At 71.7% G+C, this 17,951-nt stretch carries 12 protein-coding genes, 1 pseudogene and 1 riboswitch; of the genes and pseudogenes, 4 read left to right on the top strand and 9 right to left on the bottom strand.

The window, feature by feature from the left end; translation table 11 throughout:
- Nucleotides 1-126: 126 nt before the first annotated feature.
- Together AC07BF_RS30530 and AC07BF_RS30525 are read right to left on the bottom strand one after the other, a co-directional pair.
- On the bottom strand, nucleotides 127-2,418 hold the full coding sequence (locus tag AC07BF_RS30530; protein ID WP_400987675.1) for a hypothetical protein: 2,292 nt from the start codon (nucleotides 2,416-2,418) through the stop codon (nucleotides 127-129).
- Nucleotides 2,419-2,880: 462 nt separating this feature from the next.
- Nucleotides 2,881-3,357, bottom strand: a complete 477-nt coding sequence (locus AC07BF_RS30525) for a GNAT family N-acetyltransferase (protein ID WP_478318684.1) — start codon at nucleotides 3,355-3,357, stop codon at nucleotides 2,881-2,883.
- A 124-nt stretch (nucleotides 3,358-3,481) separates the two neighbouring features.
- On the opposite strand from AC07BF_RS30525, the gene AC07BF_RS30520 reads away from it, so the two are divergent.
- On the top strand, nucleotides 3,482-4,222 hold the full coding sequence (locus AC07BF_RS30520; RefSeq protein WP_400987672.1) for an ArsR/SmtB family transcription factor: 741 nt from the start codon (nucleotides 3,482-3,484) through the stop codon (nucleotides 4,220-4,222).
- 763 nt (nucleotides 4,223-4,985) lie between these two features.
- Complete coding sequence (locus AC07BF_RS30515) at nucleotides 4,986-5,891, top strand: trypsin-like serine peptidase (protein ID WP_363587220.1); 906 nt, start codon at nucleotides 4,986-4,988, stop codon at nucleotides 5,889-5,891.
- Nucleotides 5,892-6,195: 304 nt separating this feature from the next.
- Here AC07BF_RS30515 and AC07BF_RS30510 read toward each other — a convergent pair whose 3' ends face one another.
- The 6 genes from AC07BF_RS30510 to AC07BF_RS30485 all read right to left on the bottom strand — a co-directional run bounded on the left by AC07BF_RS30510 (nucleotide 6,196) and on the right by AC07BF_RS30485 (nucleotide 13,357).
- Nucleotides 6,196-6,735: a GNAT family N-acetyltransferase gene (locus AC07BF_RS30510; protein WP_363587219.1), complete on the bottom strand. Its 540-nt coding sequence runs from the start codon at nucleotides 6,733-6,735 to the stop codon at nucleotides 6,196-6,198.
- Nucleotides 6,736-7,081: 346 nt separating this feature from the next.
- Nucleotides 7,082-9,220 (bottom strand): DUF7507 domain-containing protein, encoded by a 2,139-nt coding sequence (locus tag AC07BF_RS30505; RefSeq protein WP_400987670.1) that lies wholly within the window; start codon nucleotides 9,218-9,220, stop codon nucleotides 7,082-7,084.
- A gap of 206 nt (nucleotides 9,221-9,426) precedes the next feature.
- On the bottom strand, nucleotides 9,427-9,813 hold the full coding sequence (locus tag AC07BF_RS30500) for a hypothetical protein (RefSeq protein WP_363587217.1): 387 nt from the start codon (nucleotides 9,811-9,813) through the stop codon (nucleotides 9,427-9,429).
- 214 nt (nucleotides 9,814-10,027) lie between these two features.
- Nucleotides 10,028-11,224, bottom strand: coding sequence for a hypothetical protein (locus AC07BF_RS30495; RefSeq protein WP_478318682.1), 1,197 nt, complete (start codon nucleotides 11,222-11,224; stop codon nucleotides 10,028-10,030).
- A gap of 392 nt (nucleotides 11,225-11,616) precedes the next feature.
- Nucleotides 11,617-12,459: a siderophore-interacting protein gene (locus AC07BF_RS30490; RefSeq protein ID WP_478334191.1), complete on the bottom strand. Its 843-nt coding sequence runs from the start codon at nucleotides 12,457-12,459 to the stop codon at nucleotides 11,617-11,619.
- 403 nt (nucleotides 12,460-12,862) lie between these two features.
- Nucleotides 12,863-13,357, bottom strand: a complete 495-nt coding sequence (locus tag AC07BF_RS30485; protein ID WP_363587214.1) for a hypothetical protein — start codon at nucleotides 13,355-13,357, stop codon at nucleotides 12,863-12,865.
- 164 nt (nucleotides 13,358-13,521) lie between these two features.
- On the opposite strand from AC07BF_RS30485, the pseudogene AC07BF_RS30480 reads away from it, so the two are divergent.
- A pseudogene (locus AC07BF_RS30480) lies at nucleotides 13,522-13,719 on the top strand (STAS domain-containing protein); the annotation flags it as partial.
- 63 nt (nucleotides 13,720-13,782) lie between these two features.
- Here the strand turns inward: AC07BF_RS30480 and tkt are convergent.
- Nucleotides 13,783-16,011, bottom strand: coding sequence for a transketolase (gene tkt / locus AC07BF_RS30475; RefSeq protein ID WP_478334190.1), 2,229 nt, complete (start codon nucleotides 16,009-16,011; stop codon nucleotides 13,783-13,785).
- 546 nt (nucleotides 16,012-16,557) lie between these two features.
- Nucleotides 16,558-16,762: riboswitch (cobalamin riboswitch) on the top strand.
- Nucleotides 16,763-16,884: 122 nt separating this feature from the next.
- On the opposite strand from tkt, the gene AC07BF_RS30470 reads away from it, so the two are divergent.
- On the top strand, nucleotides 16,885-17,829 hold the full coding sequence (locus tag AC07BF_RS30470; protein WP_478318677.1) for an ABC transporter substrate-binding protein: 945 nt from the start codon (nucleotides 16,885-16,887) through the stop codon (nucleotides 17,827-17,829).
- Nucleotides 17,830-17,951: the final 122 nt, after the last annotated feature.

Below are 17,951 nucleotides of genomic sequence, written 5' to 3'. Positions count from 1 at the left end.
CCCCCCCCCCCTCCCCCCCCCCCCCCCCCCCCCCCCCCCCCCCCCCCCCCCCCCCCCCCCCCCCCCCCCCCCCCCCCCCCCCCCCCCCCCCCCCCGCGGTACGGGGTGCGCGGTACGGGGTGCGGGCTACTTCTTGGCCGGTGCCTTCGGGACGGCGTTGTACGGGTTGTGGTGGTGGTCGCCGATGTGCAGCTGCTCCTCCGGCGCGCCGGCGAGCTTGGGCAGGACGTGGGTGCCGGTCGGGTCGGTGATGACGATGGCGTCGCCGTCGCGGCGCACGTCGTGCGGGGAGCCCTTGGCGTAGGAGGCGAGCTCCGCGCCCGGGCCGGTGGGGGTCGAGTCGGCCACCGTACCGAACACGTTCGTGGGCAGCGTCAGTGCGGTCGCCGTCGCGCCGAGCGTGGTGTTCGCGGACTGCTCGCCACCGTACGCGGCCCCGAAGGTGGCACCGCCGGCGACGGTGGTGCCGGCGGGCACGGTGACCGGCACGGCGGTGCCGGAGGTCCCCTGGAGGGTGACCACGCCGCCCTGGATGTAGCCGGTGGCCGAGCCCGTGTTCTGGGCGTGCTGCCAGCCGGCCTGCTGCTGGAGGACCGTCCCGGAGTCGGTGAGGGTCTGGTTGACCACCGGGGTGTCCGCGGTGAACCAGGTGCGGTAGGTGGACAGGATGCCGGTGAGGGTCTGCAGTGCCAGCTTGTCGTCGGTCAGGTTGGACTGGTGCATGAAGAAGGGCCGCGGGTCGTTGGAGAGCACGTACCCGAGGGTGATCCTGACCTGCAGCGGCAGGACGTAGCTCGACCAGGCGGTGTTCGGGTCCAGCGGTGCGATGCAGGTCGTGGTGGCCGGGTTGGCCTCGCAGTTGCCGCTGCCACCGTTCGCCTTGGAGGTGTAGAGCCAGTTGTACTCGCTCACCTCGTCGGCCTGGGTGGAGACGTTGTAGAACACGTTGACCGGGTGGCGCGGGGTGCCGAGCGCGGAGGCGATCTGACGCTGCCCGCTCTCGCGGGAGGCGTCGACGCCGAGCCACTGGATGTTGTCGGCACTCAGCGCGGCCAGGAAGTTCGGGTTGTCGTCGGGCTGCTGCGGCAGCATCACGGTGCCGGAGTGCTCGCCCGCGACCAGTTCGTTCGGCCGGAACGGGAGGCCGTTGGCCTGGGCGAACTGGATGTTCTGGGTGATCTGGGAGCTGATGGTGGGCTGGTCGACGTACTCGATGGCACCCGAGGCGTCGGTCTGGCACCGCCAGGGGATCACCGAGAAGTCCTGCACGCAGCCCAGGAACGGGTGGTCGTAGGTGTGGTTGACCCACCGGAAGCTGTTCTTGTTCGCCAGCAGCGCGTCGCTCAGCGGGTCGTCGCCGCCCTGCTCCTGCTGGTACTCGACACCCGGGCCGGCGTTGAACAGGAAGTCCAGGGTGTAGCCGTTCTGCTGCTGCCAGTTCACCGTGCCGGTGACGTCGGAGGCGGCCATCCGGATGGGTGTGGTGTCCGGTACGCCGGCGGCGCAGTCGCCTTCGCCCGGGGTGCACTTGCCGCTCTGGCTCCACCGGGAGTTGGCGTTGAACAGGTCGTCGATGTGTGCCGAGAAGTAGTTGCGCCAGTAGCCCAGGTGGACGCCCCGCGTCACCCAGTCGACGATTCCGTGTGCGAGCAGCCGGAACTGCTGCTGGTCGTAGTTGTACGCGAAGGTGAGGACCAACTGCTGGCGACCGCCGCTGGTGTAGACGCCCGCGAGCACGCCCTGCGTCGAGGTGCCGGGCACCGTCTCGGTGAGGAACGGTTCGAAGTGCGATCCGGTGGCCGGGTTGTCGGGCACCGGCGTGGCCAGCGCGCCGTACGAGCCGCTGCCGCCCGCGGTGCCCTCGAACGGCACCGGGCCGTTGAGGTAGCGGAAGGCGTCGGTCCGGGCGGAGGAGGACGCGGTGGCGGTGGTCGCGTCGAGCGAACCGGTCCACGAGGGCGTGCTCAGACCGGTGTTGGCGCCCGGCCACACGTAGGAGTCGACCTGCCGGACGTGGTAGGCCTGCTCGTAGCCGGTGAGGGCGGAGAGTTCGGCGGCGGAGAGCTGGCTCGGCGCGTCGTTGGGCAGGACGACGCCCTCGAAGTGGCCGTGCGGTGTGCCGTCGGCCAGGGCGTCGGCGAGGAAGGACGCCGTGAGGGTGGCGCGGTTGCTGCTGGTGAGGTCGACCACGGTGGTCGGCACGCCCTCGGAGACCAGTTGCTTGTGGATGCCCTCGACCCACGGGTTGCCGTCGGTGACGACGAGGACGTTCAGGTCGACCCGGGAGGTCGCGGCCGCGGCCGGGACGACCGTACCGAGGGATATCACCGCGCCGGCCACGACCAGCGCGATCAGCGGCAGCGCGCGGAACGGCGTTCGGCCCGCGCGCGGGGCAGGACGGGGTTTCAGGAGTCTCATGGCGCCCACCCTGGCGCAGCGGGCGGTCGCTACGGCCGCGTTCCGCCAGACCTTGACCGATCGATGGTGGGGTTTTTGGAAACGGTTCTCGTTTCGGAAGCTTCCCCGTAACCGGCCTGCGCGCCTGCGGCCCTGCGGCCCGCTCAGAACCGGCCGCGCCGGGCGGGCCGCGGCACCGGGGGTTGTCTGCGGCGGTGCGTATCGTCCGGGGCAACAGGTGCCACAGGAGTGAGAAGGAAGGGGCGGGAATGGACGAGGTCAGGCCAGGGAGGCGCGAGTACCTCGACGGACGGAGGCGACCTGACGGCAGGCCCCCGCCGCCGCTCTGCCGGCCGCGGGGGCCAACCCGTCGGCTGCTCGCCAGCCCGTCGGCTGCTCGGGGCAGAGGCCGTATGCTCACCCGCCACCGCGGTCCTTGAGGAGCGGGCAGAACACGGCACGCAGAACCGCGGTGCTGCGGATTCAGGTGGCTGACGGCGGGTCGAGGTCCTTTGTCATGAAGACCCTGCTGGTGCCCGGCGGGTCGCACGGGACTTCGCCCAGGCGTCGCCAGCCGTGCTTCGCGTAGAAGCCGGGAGCCTGGAAGCTGATCGTGTACAGGACCGCCGTGCGGCAGCCGCGTGCGCGGGCTTCGCTTTCGGCCCGGCGCAGGATCTCACTGCCCAGGCCACCGTGGCGCAACTCGGCCGGCAGGAAGAACAGGTCGAGGAAGAACAGCCCGAGTGAGGTGCGACCGGTCAGGCCACCGATCACCTGGGAGGTCACGCAGTCACGTACCAGGACGGCCAGTGGGCGGCGGTCGTCGACGGCTGTCGAGTCGGTGTTGAACCGGTCCAGGGCGTCGGAGATGAGCGATACGTCGGCGGGCTTCGGGGCGTCGGTGACCGTGAGGCCGATGCCGGGCCAGGGGTTCGATGGCGTGTTGTCGGTGGCAGGCATGGGGCTCCCAGGGCGGTTGGCGGAAGGTGTGCGGGCGCAGGGCGCGGTGGCCTCGGCCGGTACGGGACGTTAGGGCGCGGACGCTTCGGCCGGGCCCGAAGCGAGATCGACGACAATCGGGGACATGGACCACCAGCGCGAGGGCCGGGACGTCGGCGTGGACCTGGCCGCCGTGGCCAGGCTGCTGGCCGACGACACCAGGGCGGACTTCTGCCTGGCCCTGCTGGACGGCCGGGCCTGGACGGCCACGGAACTGGCCCGCCATGCCGGTGTCGCGGCCTCGTCCGCGACCGAGCACCTGAACGTGCTCGTACGTGGCGGACTCCTCGCCGAGGAACGCCACGGACGCCACCGTTACCTGCGGATGGCCGATCCGCGCGTGATGGCCCTGATCGAGAGCCTCGCCGCACTCGCCCCGCGCCACACCCCCAGGCCGCGTTCGCTGTCGGGCTCAGGGCGGCAGCGGGCCCTGGCCCGCGCGTGGCTCTGCTACGACCACCTGGCCGGAGAGCTGGGCCTGGCCGTCACCGACTCGATGGCCGGCCTCGGCCTGTTGGCGTGGGGAGCCGATCCGTCGCTCACCGCCGAAGGGGCGGCCTGGCTCCACGACCTGGGCATCGCACTGCCCGACGCCTCCCGCAGACCGCTGGTACGCGCCTGCCTGGACTGGACCGAACGGCGCCCGCACCTGGGCGGGGCCGTCGGCGCCGCCATCTGCGGGCACGCCCTGGCCGCCGGGTGGCTGATCCGGATCGGAACCACCCGTGCCCTCGCCCTCACGGATCTGGGCAGGCACGAACTGCGCGACCACCTCGGACAGCCTGCGACCACCAAGCTGCCGCCCTGGGACCAAGAGGCGGATTGACGGCCATGGGATGAACGGTCCCGGTGCTGGTGGGGCCGTGGCGGTGGAAGGACCGCACGGGTTGGGTGAGTTGCGAGGCCTGGTCCCCGACCGCTCCGCACGACGCCCGGCCCGCCGCCGCCGGACAAACACCGGACTCGTCCTCGCCCGCGTCGCCGTTTGCTGCTCACCCACCGGTCGAACCGCCCGCCGACCTTCCAGCCAGGGGCGACCGACAGCTCGTACTGGTAGTAGGCCCGGAACTCCTCGGCGTACCGGTACCTCGGATCGGTGCCGGTGAACTCCCGCTCGCACCAGTCCCCGATCCGGTCCGCGAGGTCGGCCCCCAGCTCCAGCGGCGCCGGGTACTCCGTCACCACCTCCGGGTGCAGCACGCACGGCTCGGGCACGTAGTCGCCGTCATTCTCCACGTCAGCCGGTAGCGGCGGATCGGTCAGCAGCGCGTCGACCTGCGCGGAGGAGCCCCACACCACCCTGGCCGCGGGCAACCGCGACGGATCGTGGTTCAGCGGACACCACAGCACCTGCAGCAGGTCCGCGCCCTCAGGGCACGGCAGCAAGGGGATGTAGCGCGCGTAGAGCTGGGCCACCGGCAGCAGGGGCGGCATCGGCGGGCCGAGGACGGTGATCACCACGTTGGGCCGCGGTCGCCGGCGCCGGTCGCCGCGCCGGCCATTGACATGTTGTTGACTCGTTGTTGACATGCTGCCTCCAAGCTGACGGGACAGCAGACAGCACACCCCACAGCGAAGGAAGGACAACCATGCGCATGCGCGGTCTCCTCGCAGCAGTCGTGGCATCGGTGGCGGCCCTCGGCATGGCCGTGCCGGCCTCGTCCGCCGCACCGGCCACGGACGCCAAGCCGATCGAGCGGGTCAGCGGCAAGAGCCACGTCTTGATCAACCCGGCGAATGCCGGCAGTACGAGCTGGGCGCCCGAGAAGGAGAGCTCCCTCGACGGCCAGCCGCTGACGATCCACGCGACCGAACCGACCGTCAGCCCGAACGGAGGCGCCAAGGCCAACGCCGACGCGATGGCCGGCGCCAAGGCCAGCGTCTGGGGCACCACGGGGCGGCTGCTCACCGGGGACGGCGTGTGCACCGCCAACGTCGTCTCCAGCGCCAACCGCGATGTCATCGCCACCGCCCGGCACTGCGTGGAGGGCGGGCACGACTTCAAGTTCGCTCCCGGCTACGACGCGGGGAACGCCCCCTACGGCTGGTGGACCTGGCGGGCGGCCGGCTGGGTCGACGCCCCCGCTCCGCAGGGCGACATCGCCTTCCTCGTGCTGAACACGCTGAACGGCCGACACATCGCGGATGTCGTCGGGGCCACCGGCATCGGGTTCAACCGGGACATCAACAACTACGCGCACATCATCGGCATCCCCGGAGTGGTCCCCGCCGAGCGGGAGCACATGCTCTGGTGCGGCGGCCAGCCGGTGGCCGGCCCCGAGCAGCCGCCCACCGCGCGGATCGACAACTGCATCGGACTGGGCGGAGGTGCCAGCGGCGGGCCGTTCTTCGTGAACTACGACCAGAACGACGGCTCGGCCGTTCAGACCGGCGACTTCGTCACGGGCAACAGCTGGCAGGGCAAGTGGTGGGCGGTGAGCGCCTACTACCGTGACGACGCCTACAACGTCTTCAACGGGGCTCAGAACGCCTGATCGCGCGCGCGGTACCGGTCCCCTGTCCCCGGTACTCCAGCCGGACCTCGATGCCGAGCCTGCTGGAGTACCGGGGCAGGGGGCCGGTGCTGCTCCGCGCCAGTTCGCGGACGGCGCACCCGTCACGACGGCCACTACCGACACGCGCGCGCCGGGCCCCCGCCCGTCTGGACGCGCGCGAAGCGCCTCTCTCCGCCACGAGAGAACGACAGGTGCGCCGACTCCTGACGGCGTCCGGCCGAGAACCCACGGGTCCCTCCCGCGCGCAGGTGGGCGGGGGCTCCCCGGCGGTTGCGTCGCAGACTCAATCGGACGGCGTGGCCGGGGAGCGCATGCCGAGCCACTGCTCGGCGCCCCAGGCCTCGAACCGCTCCACCTCGGTGAACCCCAGCTTCGCCGCCAGACGCATCGAGCCCACGTTGGCGCTCTGGGTGGTGAGCACCACCGGCTCGCCGGGAAGCGCGCCGGCGAGCCAGCCGAGTGCCGCCGCGCACGCCTCGGCGGCGTACCCGAATCCCCACGCCCGCGGCAGGAACAGGTAGCCGAGATCGATCTTCCCCGCGGCAGCCGGACGGCGGTGCCCCGTCGCCCTCCTGAGCAGGATCTGGCCGATCATCGACCCGTCGAGCTCGACGACGAAACTCCCGGGCCACCGCTCGGGCGCCCCGGGCATCTCGCGCTCAAGCTCGTCACGCGGCCGGGGGCCACCGAGGTAGGCGTGCACCTCCGGCGAGGCGAGCAGCTCGATGAACGCCGCACGGTCCCGGATCTCGGACGCACGGAGCACGAGCCTCCCGGTCCTGACCGGCTCAGGCGGCCACACCACAGCTCCCAGATCTTCCATTCGCGCACGCTAACAGGTGGTCAACCCGACCGACCCGACACCCCGGGACACAGCGCCCCAGGGCGGCGGGCACCGCCGGGACGGCCGGTGGCAGGCCGGGGTCGTTCGCCCGTCCGGCTTCCCGCACGAGGTGGTGTTCCGCCGCCACCCGTCCTGCCAGCAGCTCAGCATCGTGCGCGAGGAGGACTTCGCCTGCGTCCTCTGCGCCGAGGCCCCGCCGCAGAGGTGGAACGTCGACCGGCCCGGACGCTGGACGAAGCGCTGCGTGAACGCGGTGCGGGAAGACGCCGACCGGGAAGACACCGTGCGGGAAGGGGACGCGAGGGCCGGGGGTGGCGAGGTACCGTCAGTCATTCTCCTGGTCGGGCTCGCGCTCGGTGAGCCCCTTGCGGCAGTGGCCGTGGCCGGGGTGCTTGTGGCAGTAGGAGTCCTTCTCCTCCCCCACGGTGATGGTGGCCTTGGCGGGTTCGCTGACGATCGGGTTCCCGTGCGGGGCGGTGGCCGCCGCGAACGCCACGTTGGTGAGGTCGCAGCCCTTCTCGGCGCCGCCGCGGTGGTGGGCCGCCTTACAGGCTTCGATGTCGGCCAGGGTGATCGTGTAGGTGCCGTGGCAGGTGGTGCTGGCCCCGGGCGTCAACGTGGTCGCCTCGCAGCTGACGCTGGCGATGCGGTCGTCGTTGACCAGCACGCCGTGCAGGTCGGTGCTGCCGGTATTGGTGACCGTGTAGGAGTACTCCACCGTGTCGCCGACGGCGTAGGGGCCGTGCGAGAGCACCCGCTTCTTCAGGGCGAGGTGCGGCGCCCCGATCGGCAGCGTCAGTTGGGTTTGCGGGGACGTGACCGGCTGGCCGTTCGCCGTACCGGTGGCGGTGGCGGTGTTGGTGACGGAGCCGGCCGCAGCGTCGTTCTCGGTGATCGTGTACGTGCCGTGGCAGGTGGTTCGGTCGCCCGGGCTCTCCGCCGGGGCGAGCGCGGTCGAGGCGCAGGTGATGTCGGCGACGTGGTCGTCGGTCACGTGGACGCCGGTCAGCTCGGTGCCCCCGGTGTTCTGGACGGTGTAGCGGAAGGTGACCGTCTGCCCGACCGTGTAGGGGCCGGGCGTCTGCACCTGCTTCTCGATGGCGAGGCCGGGCGGCCGTTCGATCGGCACGCTCTGCGAGGACGGCGGCGAGGAGACCGGTCGGCCGCCCGAAGCGCCGGTCGCGGTGGCCGTGTTGTCGATGGAACCGTGGGTCACGTCGGCGGTGGTGACGGTGTAGGTGGCAGTGCAGGTGACCGTATGACCGCTCGCGAGCGTCGTCGTGGGACACGAGACCGGGCCGACCTTCGGGTCGTTGACGGCGAGGCCGGTGATGTCCGTGGCACCGGAGTTGGTGACCACGAAGTCGTACGGCACCCGCGTCCCGGCCACCAGGTCACCGGGCAGCGGCTGCCGGACCTGCTTGACGAGGTTCAACTGCGGCAGCGGCTGGTTGCTGCTCACCACCACGTTGCGGATGAGGTGCACGTCGGTGAACAGACCGGTGGAGGCCGCGAACCCGAACTTGTAGGTGGCGGGCACCGGTTGCGGGGCGGGTGTGCTGAGCACCTGGTGGGAGCCGGTGCCGTCGTTGAAGTCGACCGACACGGTGAGCACCGGGTCGGGCGTCGGGGTGAGCTCGACAAGGACCCGGCGGCGCGAGGGTTCGAGCGCGGTCTCGGCCTGGGCGGGGGTGGCCCCCGGGGGCAGCGCGGTGAGCGGCCCTTGCAGGGTGCCCGGGAGCGTCGACGGCCAGGGTGCGGTGGTGCTGAAGTTGCTGGTGGTGGCGGTCAGGAAGCAGTAGCCCTCGATCCCGTCGCCCGGGCCGCGCACCGTGACCATGTTGGCCCCGGGGCCTGGGACGCGGAACGCCGTCCCGGCGGGCGAGCGGGTGGGACAGCCGTTGCCGCGGTGCTCCCAGTCGCCGAAGTAGTTCCCGAGGACATCGAGCCCCACGCCCAGGTAGCCGCGGTCCACACCGGGCAGGAAGGTGGCGGTGGGATCGTCGTCGGGAAGCTTCTGCGCGTACCCGAGGCTGCCGCCGAAGGCGCCGGGGTGGGTCAGCGCGCCGTCGCCGTTCACCAGGAAGAACGAGATGCCGTCAGCGGGGTTGGCCGGGGTCGTGCTCCCGTACTGCCACTGGTCGAAGGTGACATCGAGGCCCTGGTTGGCGGGCAGCGCGTTGTTGTAGAGGACCGCGCCGGCCTGGTCGTTGGACGCGTCCGTCAGCCGCAGATAGCCGTGCGGCGCTCCGCCGGGGGGCGGCACCGGGCCCACGCCGCCCGGGCAGCCGCCGAGCGGATGGTCCCCGGGGCCGGGCGCGGCGGCAGCCGGCGCGCCGGTGAGACAGGCCGACCCCACGCCGGTGAACTCCGGGGCGGCGGCCTGGGTGAACGTCTCGCTGACCAGGGGCGAGCCTCCGGCCCGAGGCTGCGCCTGGGTCCCGATGTCCAGGCACAGGGGCATTCCGGCGCCCACGATCAGGGCCAGGGCCCCTGCGGCGAGCCGGGCCGTCCGGACGCGCCGCGGGCGCTGTCCGGGAGGGACTGAGTGCTGTTCATGTGTCATGTCCCCACATATAGCAGTCACTCTGAGTATTCATCACAAAGGCAAGCTGTTACGAAATTACCCTTCGGTGACTTCGCTGCCTACTGCGGGGGGATCCGGGCCCGCTATCGCACGACGAGAATCTCCGGCATCGGCAGGCACCACTCGCCCAGCATCCCGATGAGGATCCGGCGGGCCAGTTCCCGGGCTTCGATCCACCCTGGATCGACCGTCAGAGCCTCCCTGTCCCACCGGTCCGAGTTCTCCCGGCCGCTCATCCCGGCGAAGATCGCATCGATCGCTCGAAGGTCACGTAGCGCCTCGCGGCTGAGATCCCCGTCCTCGACCAGGCCCTCGGCCATGCGGAAGGCGTGGTCGAAGTCCAGGGCGACCTCATCCGTCGAGACACCCTGCTCGTCCACCCAGGTCAGCTGAGCCGAGGGATCGGCCGCCAGCACGGCCAGCGCCTCGACAAACAGGCGTTCACGGAAAGGAGCATCAGGGACTCTCACCTGGGAATCGTTGCACGGCTCAGCGGGGTAGGTTCCGAGGCCTGGACATGGAGGACCAGGACATGGTCATGCTCGACGCTGACACCGCCGGCTACGCTTCCCGCACCCCCAAGGGCCCTCGCCGAACCGCCCCGAGGCGGCCTGATGAGATTGGTGGGGGCGTTCGAGAGAACTCTTCCGGCGATCAACGACGAGTACGTGGACGATCGCGGGGTCACCGGGCGAGTTCGGGTACCAGTTCGGCGGCTGCTTCGATGCGGTCGAGGACGTTCCGGGCGGAGTCCGACAGCGGGTAGCGGCCGGCGTCGGCGCGGGTGGCGCGCGATCGGTCGGCGTCCGCGCGGGAGAGCGACGACAGCCCTCTGGCCAGCAGGTTCAGGGGGTGGTCGAGGTCGAGGACCACGGTGGAGTAGAAGCCGTCGGCGCTGTCGCGGGTCGGCGGGAACAGGCCGCCCTCGTAGACGGCGAGCCTGCCGTACGGTGCTGACTCGAAGTGCCCGATGCCGGTGTCGAGGGAGCCCAGGAAGGGCGGCGAGGTCCGGCTGTCCAGGGACGTCTGGTCGTAGAAGAAGTTCTCGTTGCCGCCGTCCCCGACCAGGAGGTCCCAGGCGGGCACGGGGCTGAGCCTGTGCAGGGCCCTGGGTGGTGGGAACGAGGCGGGGTGCAGCGGGCGCAGGCGGTCGCCGGCCACCTGCCACCGCTGCAGGCCACGGTCCAGGCCGGCCGTGACCAGGGAGTCGGCGGTGAACGCGATGGCGCTGATCGGTCCGTGGCCGAGGTGGTCGTCCGCGGCGAACTCGTGCATCGGTTCGAGCCTGCTGTCGGTGATCAGGATCCGGAACCCGTCGGCGAACGCGATCCGGGTGCCGGAGGGGTCGACGGCGAACAGGTCGGCGCGGTTGAAGCCGAACTCCGCCAGGTCGAGCTGCAGCTCCTGGCCGCCGGAGAACCCGAGCGCCGCCCTGACCAGCCTCAGGCCCGTCACGAAACCGTCGGCCGTCGCCTCCACCCGTGCTCCGAGCAGCGCCGTGCCGCCGGCCAGGACCGTCTCCCCGCCGGGTGTGTACTCGACGAGTTCCGCGTTCCGGAGGTGGCCGTCGCCGGCGAAGTCGCGCAGGGCGACCACGGTATCCGCGTCCACGCAGCACAGCGACACGTGGTTCGTCGGGCCTTCGTAGAACTCGTTCAGGACGCCGGTGCGGTCCACGGTCGCGATCCGGCACCGGTGGAGGTCCTCGCCGATCAGGTTGATCGCGGCCAGCGGCAGCTGATGGCAGAAGCCGACCGGGCCGGCGGCGTTGAGAGCGGACGGCAGCACCCGCGACGCCGACGCGTGGACCGACTCGCTGACCCGTGCCACCTCCCGACGGTCGGTCTCGGCCAGCAGCTGGGCCAGCTGGCGCTCCGCCATTCCCTGGGGCTGCCACCGCGATGGCTTCAGGTGGGCGGCTGCCGCCGCGGCCTGCGGGAAGGGGAGGGACAGCACCAGCTTCCACAGACCGCCCCAAGCCCCCTGCCGGGCCAGTGACCTGGCCAGCTCCTGCGTACTCCCGCTTCCCTCGTCTCCCCTGCCGCCGCCCCGTCCGCCGAAGAGCCTCGACATCGCCCAACCCCCTGTCGACTGCGCCGAATTGGCCTTCTGGAATTCTCCCTCAGTGATCATGAAACCGGTACTGGGCCGGAGGCATGCGCGGCGAGGACAACTATTCCGTGTACAGCGTCGACGGAGGCGGGAGTGCGGGCGGCGGGGGGCCGCCAGGGGCGGGCAGAGGCCGGGGAGGGGCGGCCACCCGGCCGCGTAGATCAGCCGGCCGACTCCTGCTCGGCCTCCACCTGGGCGTTCCACTCGCGCTTGGCCGCCCGCCAGGCCTCGTCACTCTGACCGGACCGCCAGTAGCCCGAGACCGACAGCCGCTCGCGCGGGATGCCTCGCTCCACGCGCAGCAGGCGCCGCAGTTCCTTCACGAAGCCCGCCTCACCGTGCACGAACGCGGATGCCGTGCCGGCGGGGAATTCCAGCGCGCCCACCGCCTCGACCAGCGCCTCGCCCACCGGGCGGGCGCCGCGGTGCAGCCAGCTGATCTCGGCCCCGGAGGGCGAGACGATCTTCTGCTCCTCCGCGGCGTCCGCGACCTCGACGAAGGCGTGCACCACGGCATCGGCCGGCATCCGCTCCAGCGCCGCGGCGATCGCGGGCAGCCCGCTCTCGTCGCCCACCAGCAGGTGCCAGTCGGCGCTCGCGTCGGGGGCGTAGCCGCCGCCGGGGCCCAGGAAGCGCACCGTCTCGCCGGGCTGTGCGCGGGCCGCCCACGGCCCGGCCAGGCCCTCGTCACCGTGCACCACGAAGTCGATGGTCAGCTCGCGCAGGGCCGGGTCCCAGGCCCGCACGGTGTACGTCCGGGTGATCGGCCGCTGCTCGGGCGGGAACTCCTCGCGGATCCGCGCCATGTCGAAGGGCTCCGGGTAGCTCACGCCCTCGGGTGCGAAGAGCACCTTGACGTAGTGGTCGGTGAACTCGGTGGCGTCGAAGTCCTCCAACCCCGCACCGCCGAGGACCAGGCGCACCATGTGCGGTGTGATCCGCTCGGTGCGCAGCACCTGTGCTTCACGGGCCTGCGGTGTCCGGCGGGTCGGTTGGTCTGCCATGGTGCCCCCCTGGGCTGTGTGGTCGCGCTTCTTGGTTAGGCTTGCCTAAGTTAGCACCCTTGAGGCGGTGCTCGACCCAGGGACGGCAGCCGATCCCCATTCCGCCCACGACCGGGAACGTGACGCCCCGGCAGCCCTGCTGCGGCTCGCGGACGCGACAAGGTCGCACGGAGCCCCCGCGACCGGTTCGGCGCAGCCAGACCGCGCCGCGCGCCGCCCGGGAGCCGACGACCGAGGTCGCCGCCTGCAGAGCGGCCGCGCCGCACTCCCCGGACCGATCCGGCACCGCAACCCGCTCGGGAGGATAGGGAGCGGGCGGCCGGTCAGGACGCCGGTACGATTTCGGCCGCCCTGCCGGAGGCACTCGTGGTTCAGGTGGCGGGCGACCGGGTGGGGTCGGGCCTCAGGCGCGCCGCACCACGAAGGTGACCTCCGCGTTGTTCCCCCCGCCGCCGATCACCTGGCAGGTGAGACCCGCACCGACAGTGCACTCGTTGACGTTCGACCCGGCGTAGGGGTTGCTCCAGTGGATCAACCCGCTCCAGGTGTCCACGCCGAAGCCGATCTGCCCCTCGGTGCCCGTCAGGAACCCGCACGACTCGGTCTTCCAGCTGGGGGCCACGTTCGGCAGGATGTAGCTCGGGGGCAGAGGACTGCCGGCGCTCCAGCACCCGTGGGCCAGGGTGGCCGAGCCGAGGTAGAGCATGCTGCCGGTCTGGTTCGACAGGGTGACCTGGGTGCTGCGCACCGCGTAGGCGGCGGACGCCACTGGGGCGGCCGACCGCGTCGTTCCGGCGGAGGGGCCGGCGGCCTGCGCCGCGGGAGCCAGGGCCAAGCCGGCGCTCAGCGCCAGGACGGCGGTCAGTACGGAGGACTGGACAACACGCTTGGAGGTCATGGCAGCCAACTCTCTATCGGAGGATGGTCAGGTACATGCCTCAACGGGATGGCGGACCTCGTTGGTTCACCAACCGCCACGACGTGCGGGAATGAGGGCTTGTGTGAGGTTGCGACCAGTCCTGTGGTTCCACCCTCCTCCGAGGGCGGAACAGCGAGACCGGTCTGGAGTTCTGCGACTCCAGCGGCATCACCGCTCTGCTGGCCGTCCGCAACGTGGCCGCCGAACAGGGCGCCGACATGGCCTTGGCCGCGGTCCCAGCCAACACCATCAGGATTCTGCACATCGTCGGACTGGACCGGGTCTTCGCCCTCCACCCCGACGTCTCGGCGGCCACCGCCACCAGCCCCACGGCACTCTGATGACAAGGAGCGTGCCAACGGTGCCGGGCCGCGCGAAGCGGACATCGGCCTCCTGCCCACCGTTCAAGTGTCGGAGCGGCTGAGGTCCCCGGTGCCACCTGTGGTCGGGGTGGAGGTCTGCTGGTGGCCGCCGGGACGCGGTGCCCGCCGGGTGTCGAGGATGCTGTCGCGGGCGGCTGCGGCGACCGCCTGGGGGGTGATGCCGAACTCGGTGTACAGGCGCTGGTAGTCGGCGGACGCGCCGTAGTGCTCCAGGCTGACGATCCGTCCGGCGTCGCCCACCATCTCCCGCCAGCCCTGTCCGATGGCGGCCTCGACGCTCACCCGAGCCCGTACGTCCAGGGGCAGGACCTGGTCCTGGTAGTCCTGGGGCTGGGCGGCGAACCACTCCCGGCAGGGCATCGACACCACCCGCACCGCGAGTCCCCCGGCCGCCAGCAGGGTGCGGGCCTCCAGGGCGAGGTGCACCTCGGAGCCCGTCGCGATGAGGATGACGTCCGGCGTCGCGCCGCCCGGAGCCTCGGCCAGGACGTACCCGCCCCGAGCCGCTTCCCGTGCGGGGGCGAACTCGCCGCTGTCGCGGTCGAGGACGGGCAGGTTCTGGCGACTGAGGACCAGTCCGGCCGGGCGGTCGCGGTGTTCGAGGACGGTGCGCCAGCACGCGGTGGTTTCGTTGGCGTCGGCTGGGCGCACGACGTCCAGACCGGGGATGGCACGCAGTGCGGCCAGGTGTTCGACGGGCTGGTGGGTGGGGCCGTCCTCGCCCAGGCCGATGGAGTCGTGGGTCCAGACGTACGTGACCGGCAGTCGCATCAGAGCGGCCAGCCGGACGGCGGGGCGCATGTAGTCGGAGAAGGTCAGGAACGTGCCGCCGTAGGGGCGGGTCAGACCCTGCAGGGCGATGCCGTTGAGGATCGCGCCCATGGCGTGTTCACGGATGCCGAAGTGCAGGGTGCGCCCGTAGGGGCCGCCCTTCCAGTTCTTTGTCTGGCGGTCGGTGGGGACGAAGGACGGCTGGCCGACCATGGTGGTGATGTTGCTGCCGGCCAGGTCGGCGGAGCCGCCCCACAGCTCGGGCAGGACCGGGGCCAGTGCGGTGAGGACCTCGCCCGAGGCGGCGCGGGTGGCCATGCCCTTGGCGTCGGGGGGAAAGGTCGGCAGGACGTCCGCCCAACCGTCGGGCAGCCGCTGCTCCCGCAGTCGGTCCAGCAGGACGGCGCGCTCGGGGTTCGCCGTGCGCCAGGCCGCGAACCTCTCGTCCCACTCGGCGTGCACCTGCCGGCCGCGGTCGGCGGCCTCGCGTGTGCGGCCCAGGACGTCCTCCTCGACGATGAAGTGCTCTTCGGGGTCGAAGCCCAGCAGCCGCTTGGTGGCGGCGACCTCGTCCTCGCCCAGCGCGGATCCGTGGGCCTTGCCGCTGTCCTGCTTGGTCGGGGCGGGCCAGCCGATCACGGTGCGCAGCATGATCAGCGAAGGGCGGCCGGTCTCCTGCCGGGCGGCGCGGGTGGCCGCCAGGAGCACGTCGACGTCCTCGACGTAGCGGCCGGTGCGCGTCCAGTCCACGGTCTGCACGTGCCAGCCGTAGGCGGCGTAGCGGGCCGGGACGTCCTCGCTGAAGGAGATGTCGGTGTCGTCCTCGATGGAGATGTGGTTGGAGTCGTAGAAGACGATGAGGTCGCCGAGTTCCTGGTGCCCTGCCAGGGAGGCGGCCTCGCCGGTGACGCCTTCCATCATGTCTCCGTCGGAGGCGATCACGTAGACGTGATGGTCGAAGAGGCTGGTGCCCGCTTCGGCGTCCGGGTCGAGGAGACCACGTTCGCGGCGGGCGGCCATCGCCATGCCCACCGCGCTGGCCAGGCCCTGGCCCAGCGGGCCGGTGGTGATCTCCACGCCGGGGGTGTGCCGGTGTTCGGGGTGCCCGGGGGTGGCGGAGCCCCAGGTCCGGTAAGCCTGCAGGTCCGAGAGTTCCAGGCCGTAGCCGGCCAGGTAGAGCTGGATGTAGAGGGTCAGGCTGGAGTGGCCGCAGGAGAGCACGAAGCGGTCCCGTCCCAGCCACCGGTCGTCGCCGGGGTCGTGGCGCATGACGTTCTGGAACAGCAGGTACGCCAGTGGGGCCAGGCTCATCGCGGTGCCCGGATGGCCGTTGCCGACCTTCTGCACCGCGTCGGCGGCCAGCAGCCGCACGGTGTCCACCGCCCGCGCGTCGACCTCGTCCCACCCTGTCCGCCCTGCCACCGGATCCGCGAGGGATTCGTCGCGCCGCGCGGTAGCGTCGTTCTGGTCGTTCGCCATGCCGTTGCTCCTTCGTCTCGGCTTGTCGTCCATCGTTCCTCCGGCACTGGGCGGGCACGACCGCCGGGCCGTCGCCCGCGTGATTGCTGGTGATGTACGAACTATCCCCAGGGGTGGCGCTCTGTCCGGCACGACACACCCTTTCGGTGAGCCGCTCCGCCTCGTCGCTTGCCCCCGAAGTGGGGGAACACACCCCTGACCACCCGTCGCAGGTCCGCGGGAGGGCGTGCGCGGGCCCCCCTTCGACGGCCCGGTGCCTCCGCCGCCGAGCAGGGTCGGTGACGGCGTGCTCGATCCGCTCGACGCCGACGACCAGCCGCGTCTCCGCCCGCCGGCCGAGTGGCGGCGCCCTACTTCCCCGTCACGTGCCCGGACGAGGTCCTGGACCACCACCTGCGGCACTACGCCGTCGAGTTCAGGAACTGGATCGTCGCCGCCCGCACCTGAGACCCCCGACCGGGCCCCGTGGCCGATCCCTCCCGCAACCCCAGGAACGGTCCAGACGACCATCCCACGGGCTGGCCAGCACCGACCTGACCACGCCTGATACCTTGCCATCGCCGTGGTGTACGGGAAACCGGTCTGAGTCCGGTGCGGCCCTCGCCACTGTTGCCGCGGAGTTCCGCGGCCCTCGCTGACCGGCTTTTCCAGCGGTCAGGGCCACTGGGCGGGTTGGAAGAGCCGTCCGGGAAGGTCGGCCGCGGCGCGTTGATGCGGAAGCCAGGAGACCGGCCACGGCGCTACATGTTCCACGAGGGTTTTGGAGAACACGTGCCCAGCGGTCTGCCGTATCCGTTCCGTTCCATATGTTCCGTACGTCCCACAGGTCCGATACGTGTCGGCCGGGCGGTCGCGGCCTTCCTGTTCATCGGCATGCTCGGAGCTTGCACGGGCGCCCCCGCGCCCACCACGTCCGGCGGGACGACCGGAACTGCCGCGCCGGTCAGCGTCGACAATTGCGGGTCCACCGTGACGGTCGGCGCGCCGCCCGACCGGCTGGTGACGCTCAACGAGGGTGCCACCGAGGTGGCCCTGGCCCTCGGCCTGCAGTCCCGCATGGCCGGTACCGCCTACCTCGACGATTCCATCCCGGAGAAGTGGAAGGCGGCCTACGACTCCGTCCCGGTGCTCTCCAAGGACTACCCGACGAAGGAGAAGCTCCTCGCGGCCCGTCCCGACTTCCTGTACGCCTCCTACTCCAGCGCGTTCACCGACAAGGTCGCGGGCACCCGGGGGGAACTGCGCGGCCAGGGCATCCTGTCGTACCTGTCCCCGTTCGGCTGCTCGGACAAGAGCCAGGTGCCGCCGACGACCTGGCAGGCGGTGTGGGGCGAACTGAACGACGTCGCCAAGGTCTTCGGTGTCACGGAGCGGGCCGCCGCGATCCAGCAGCAACAGGAGCAGCAGCTGGCCGAGTTCACGGCGACGGCCGCGGGCAAGGGCTTGAAGGTCCTGTGGTACGACTCGGACACCAAGGCGCCGTTCGTCGGGGCCGGCCACGGCGGACCTCAACTCGTTCTCAATGCCGTGGGCGCCCGCAACGTCTTCGGGGACCTGTCCGGTGGCTGGCAGAACGTGAGCTGGGAGAAGGTCGTCGCGGCGGACCCGGACGCCATCGTGGTCGCGGACGCCGGCTGGGACACGGCCCAGTCCAAGATCGACTACTTGGAGAACGACCCGGTGCTGAGCAAGCTCACCGCCGTGCAGCGCAAGGCTTTCGTGGTGGTGCCGTTCTCGGAGTCGACTCCCGGCGTGCTGCTCGCCGACGGTGCCGCCCGGGTGTCCGCGGGACTGGGCCGACTGCACCCGGGTTCATGACCGCGCCCCACCCCGGGGGGGGGGGGGGGGAGGGGTGGGGGGGGGGGGGGGGGGGGGGGGGGGGGGGGGGGGGGGGGGGGGTGGGGGGGGGGGGGGTGGGGGTCGCGGTGGGTGTTGGCACC

This window comes from Kitasatospora sp. NPDC043950 (genome assembly GCF_056435345.1).
Note: the sequence above shows the minus strand (reverse complement) of the source record. Positions and strands in the feature narration are given on the sequence as shown.

Excerpts from the sequence above, each read along its gene's own strand:
- AC07BF_RS30495 (WP_478318682.1), bottom strand. The coding sequence starts at position 11,224 with ATGGCGGAGCGCCAGCTGGCCCAGCTGCTGGCCGAGACCGACCGTCGG.
- AC07BF_RS30510 (WP_363587219.1), bottom strand. The coding sequence starts at position 6,735 with ATGGAAGATCTGGGAGCTGTGGTGTGGCCGCCTGAGCCGGTCAGGACC.
- AC07BF_RS30530 (WP_400987675.1), bottom strand. The coding sequence starts at position 2,418 with ATGAGACTCCTGAAACCCCGTCCTGCCCCGCGCGCGGGCCGAACGCCG.
- tkt (WP_478334190.1), bottom strand. The coding sequence starts at position 16,011 with ATGGCGAACGACCAGAACGACGCTACCGCGCGGCGCGACGAATCCCTC.
- AC07BF_RS30515 (WP_363587220.1), top strand. The coding sequence starts at position 4,986 with ATGCGCATGCGCGGTCTCCTCGCAGCAGTCGTGGCATCGGTGGCGGCC.
- AC07BF_RS30525 (WP_478318684.1), bottom strand. The coding sequence starts at position 3,357 with ATGCCTGCCACCGACAACACGCCATCGAACCCCTGGCCCGGCATCGGC.
- AC07BF_RS30490 (WP_478334191.1), bottom strand. The coding sequence starts at position 12,459 with ATGGCAGACCAACCGACCCGCCGGACACCGCAGGCCCGTGAAGCACAG.
- AC07BF_RS30485 (WP_363587214.1), bottom strand. The coding sequence starts at position 13,357 with ATGACCTCCAAGCGTGTTGTCCAGTCCTCCGTACTGACCGCCGTCCTG.
- AC07BF_RS30470 (WP_478318677.1), top strand. The coding sequence starts at position 16,885 with ATGCTCGGAGCTTGCACGGGCGCCCCCGCGCCCACCACGTCCGGCGGG.
- AC07BF_RS30520 (WP_400987672.1), top strand. The coding sequence starts at position 3,482 with ATGGACCACCAGCGCGAGGGCCGGGACGTCGGCGTGGACCTGGCCGCC.
- AC07BF_RS30505 (WP_400987670.1), bottom strand. The coding sequence starts at position 9,220 with ATGCCCCTGTGCCTGGACATCGGGACCCAGGCGCAGCCTCGGGCCGGA.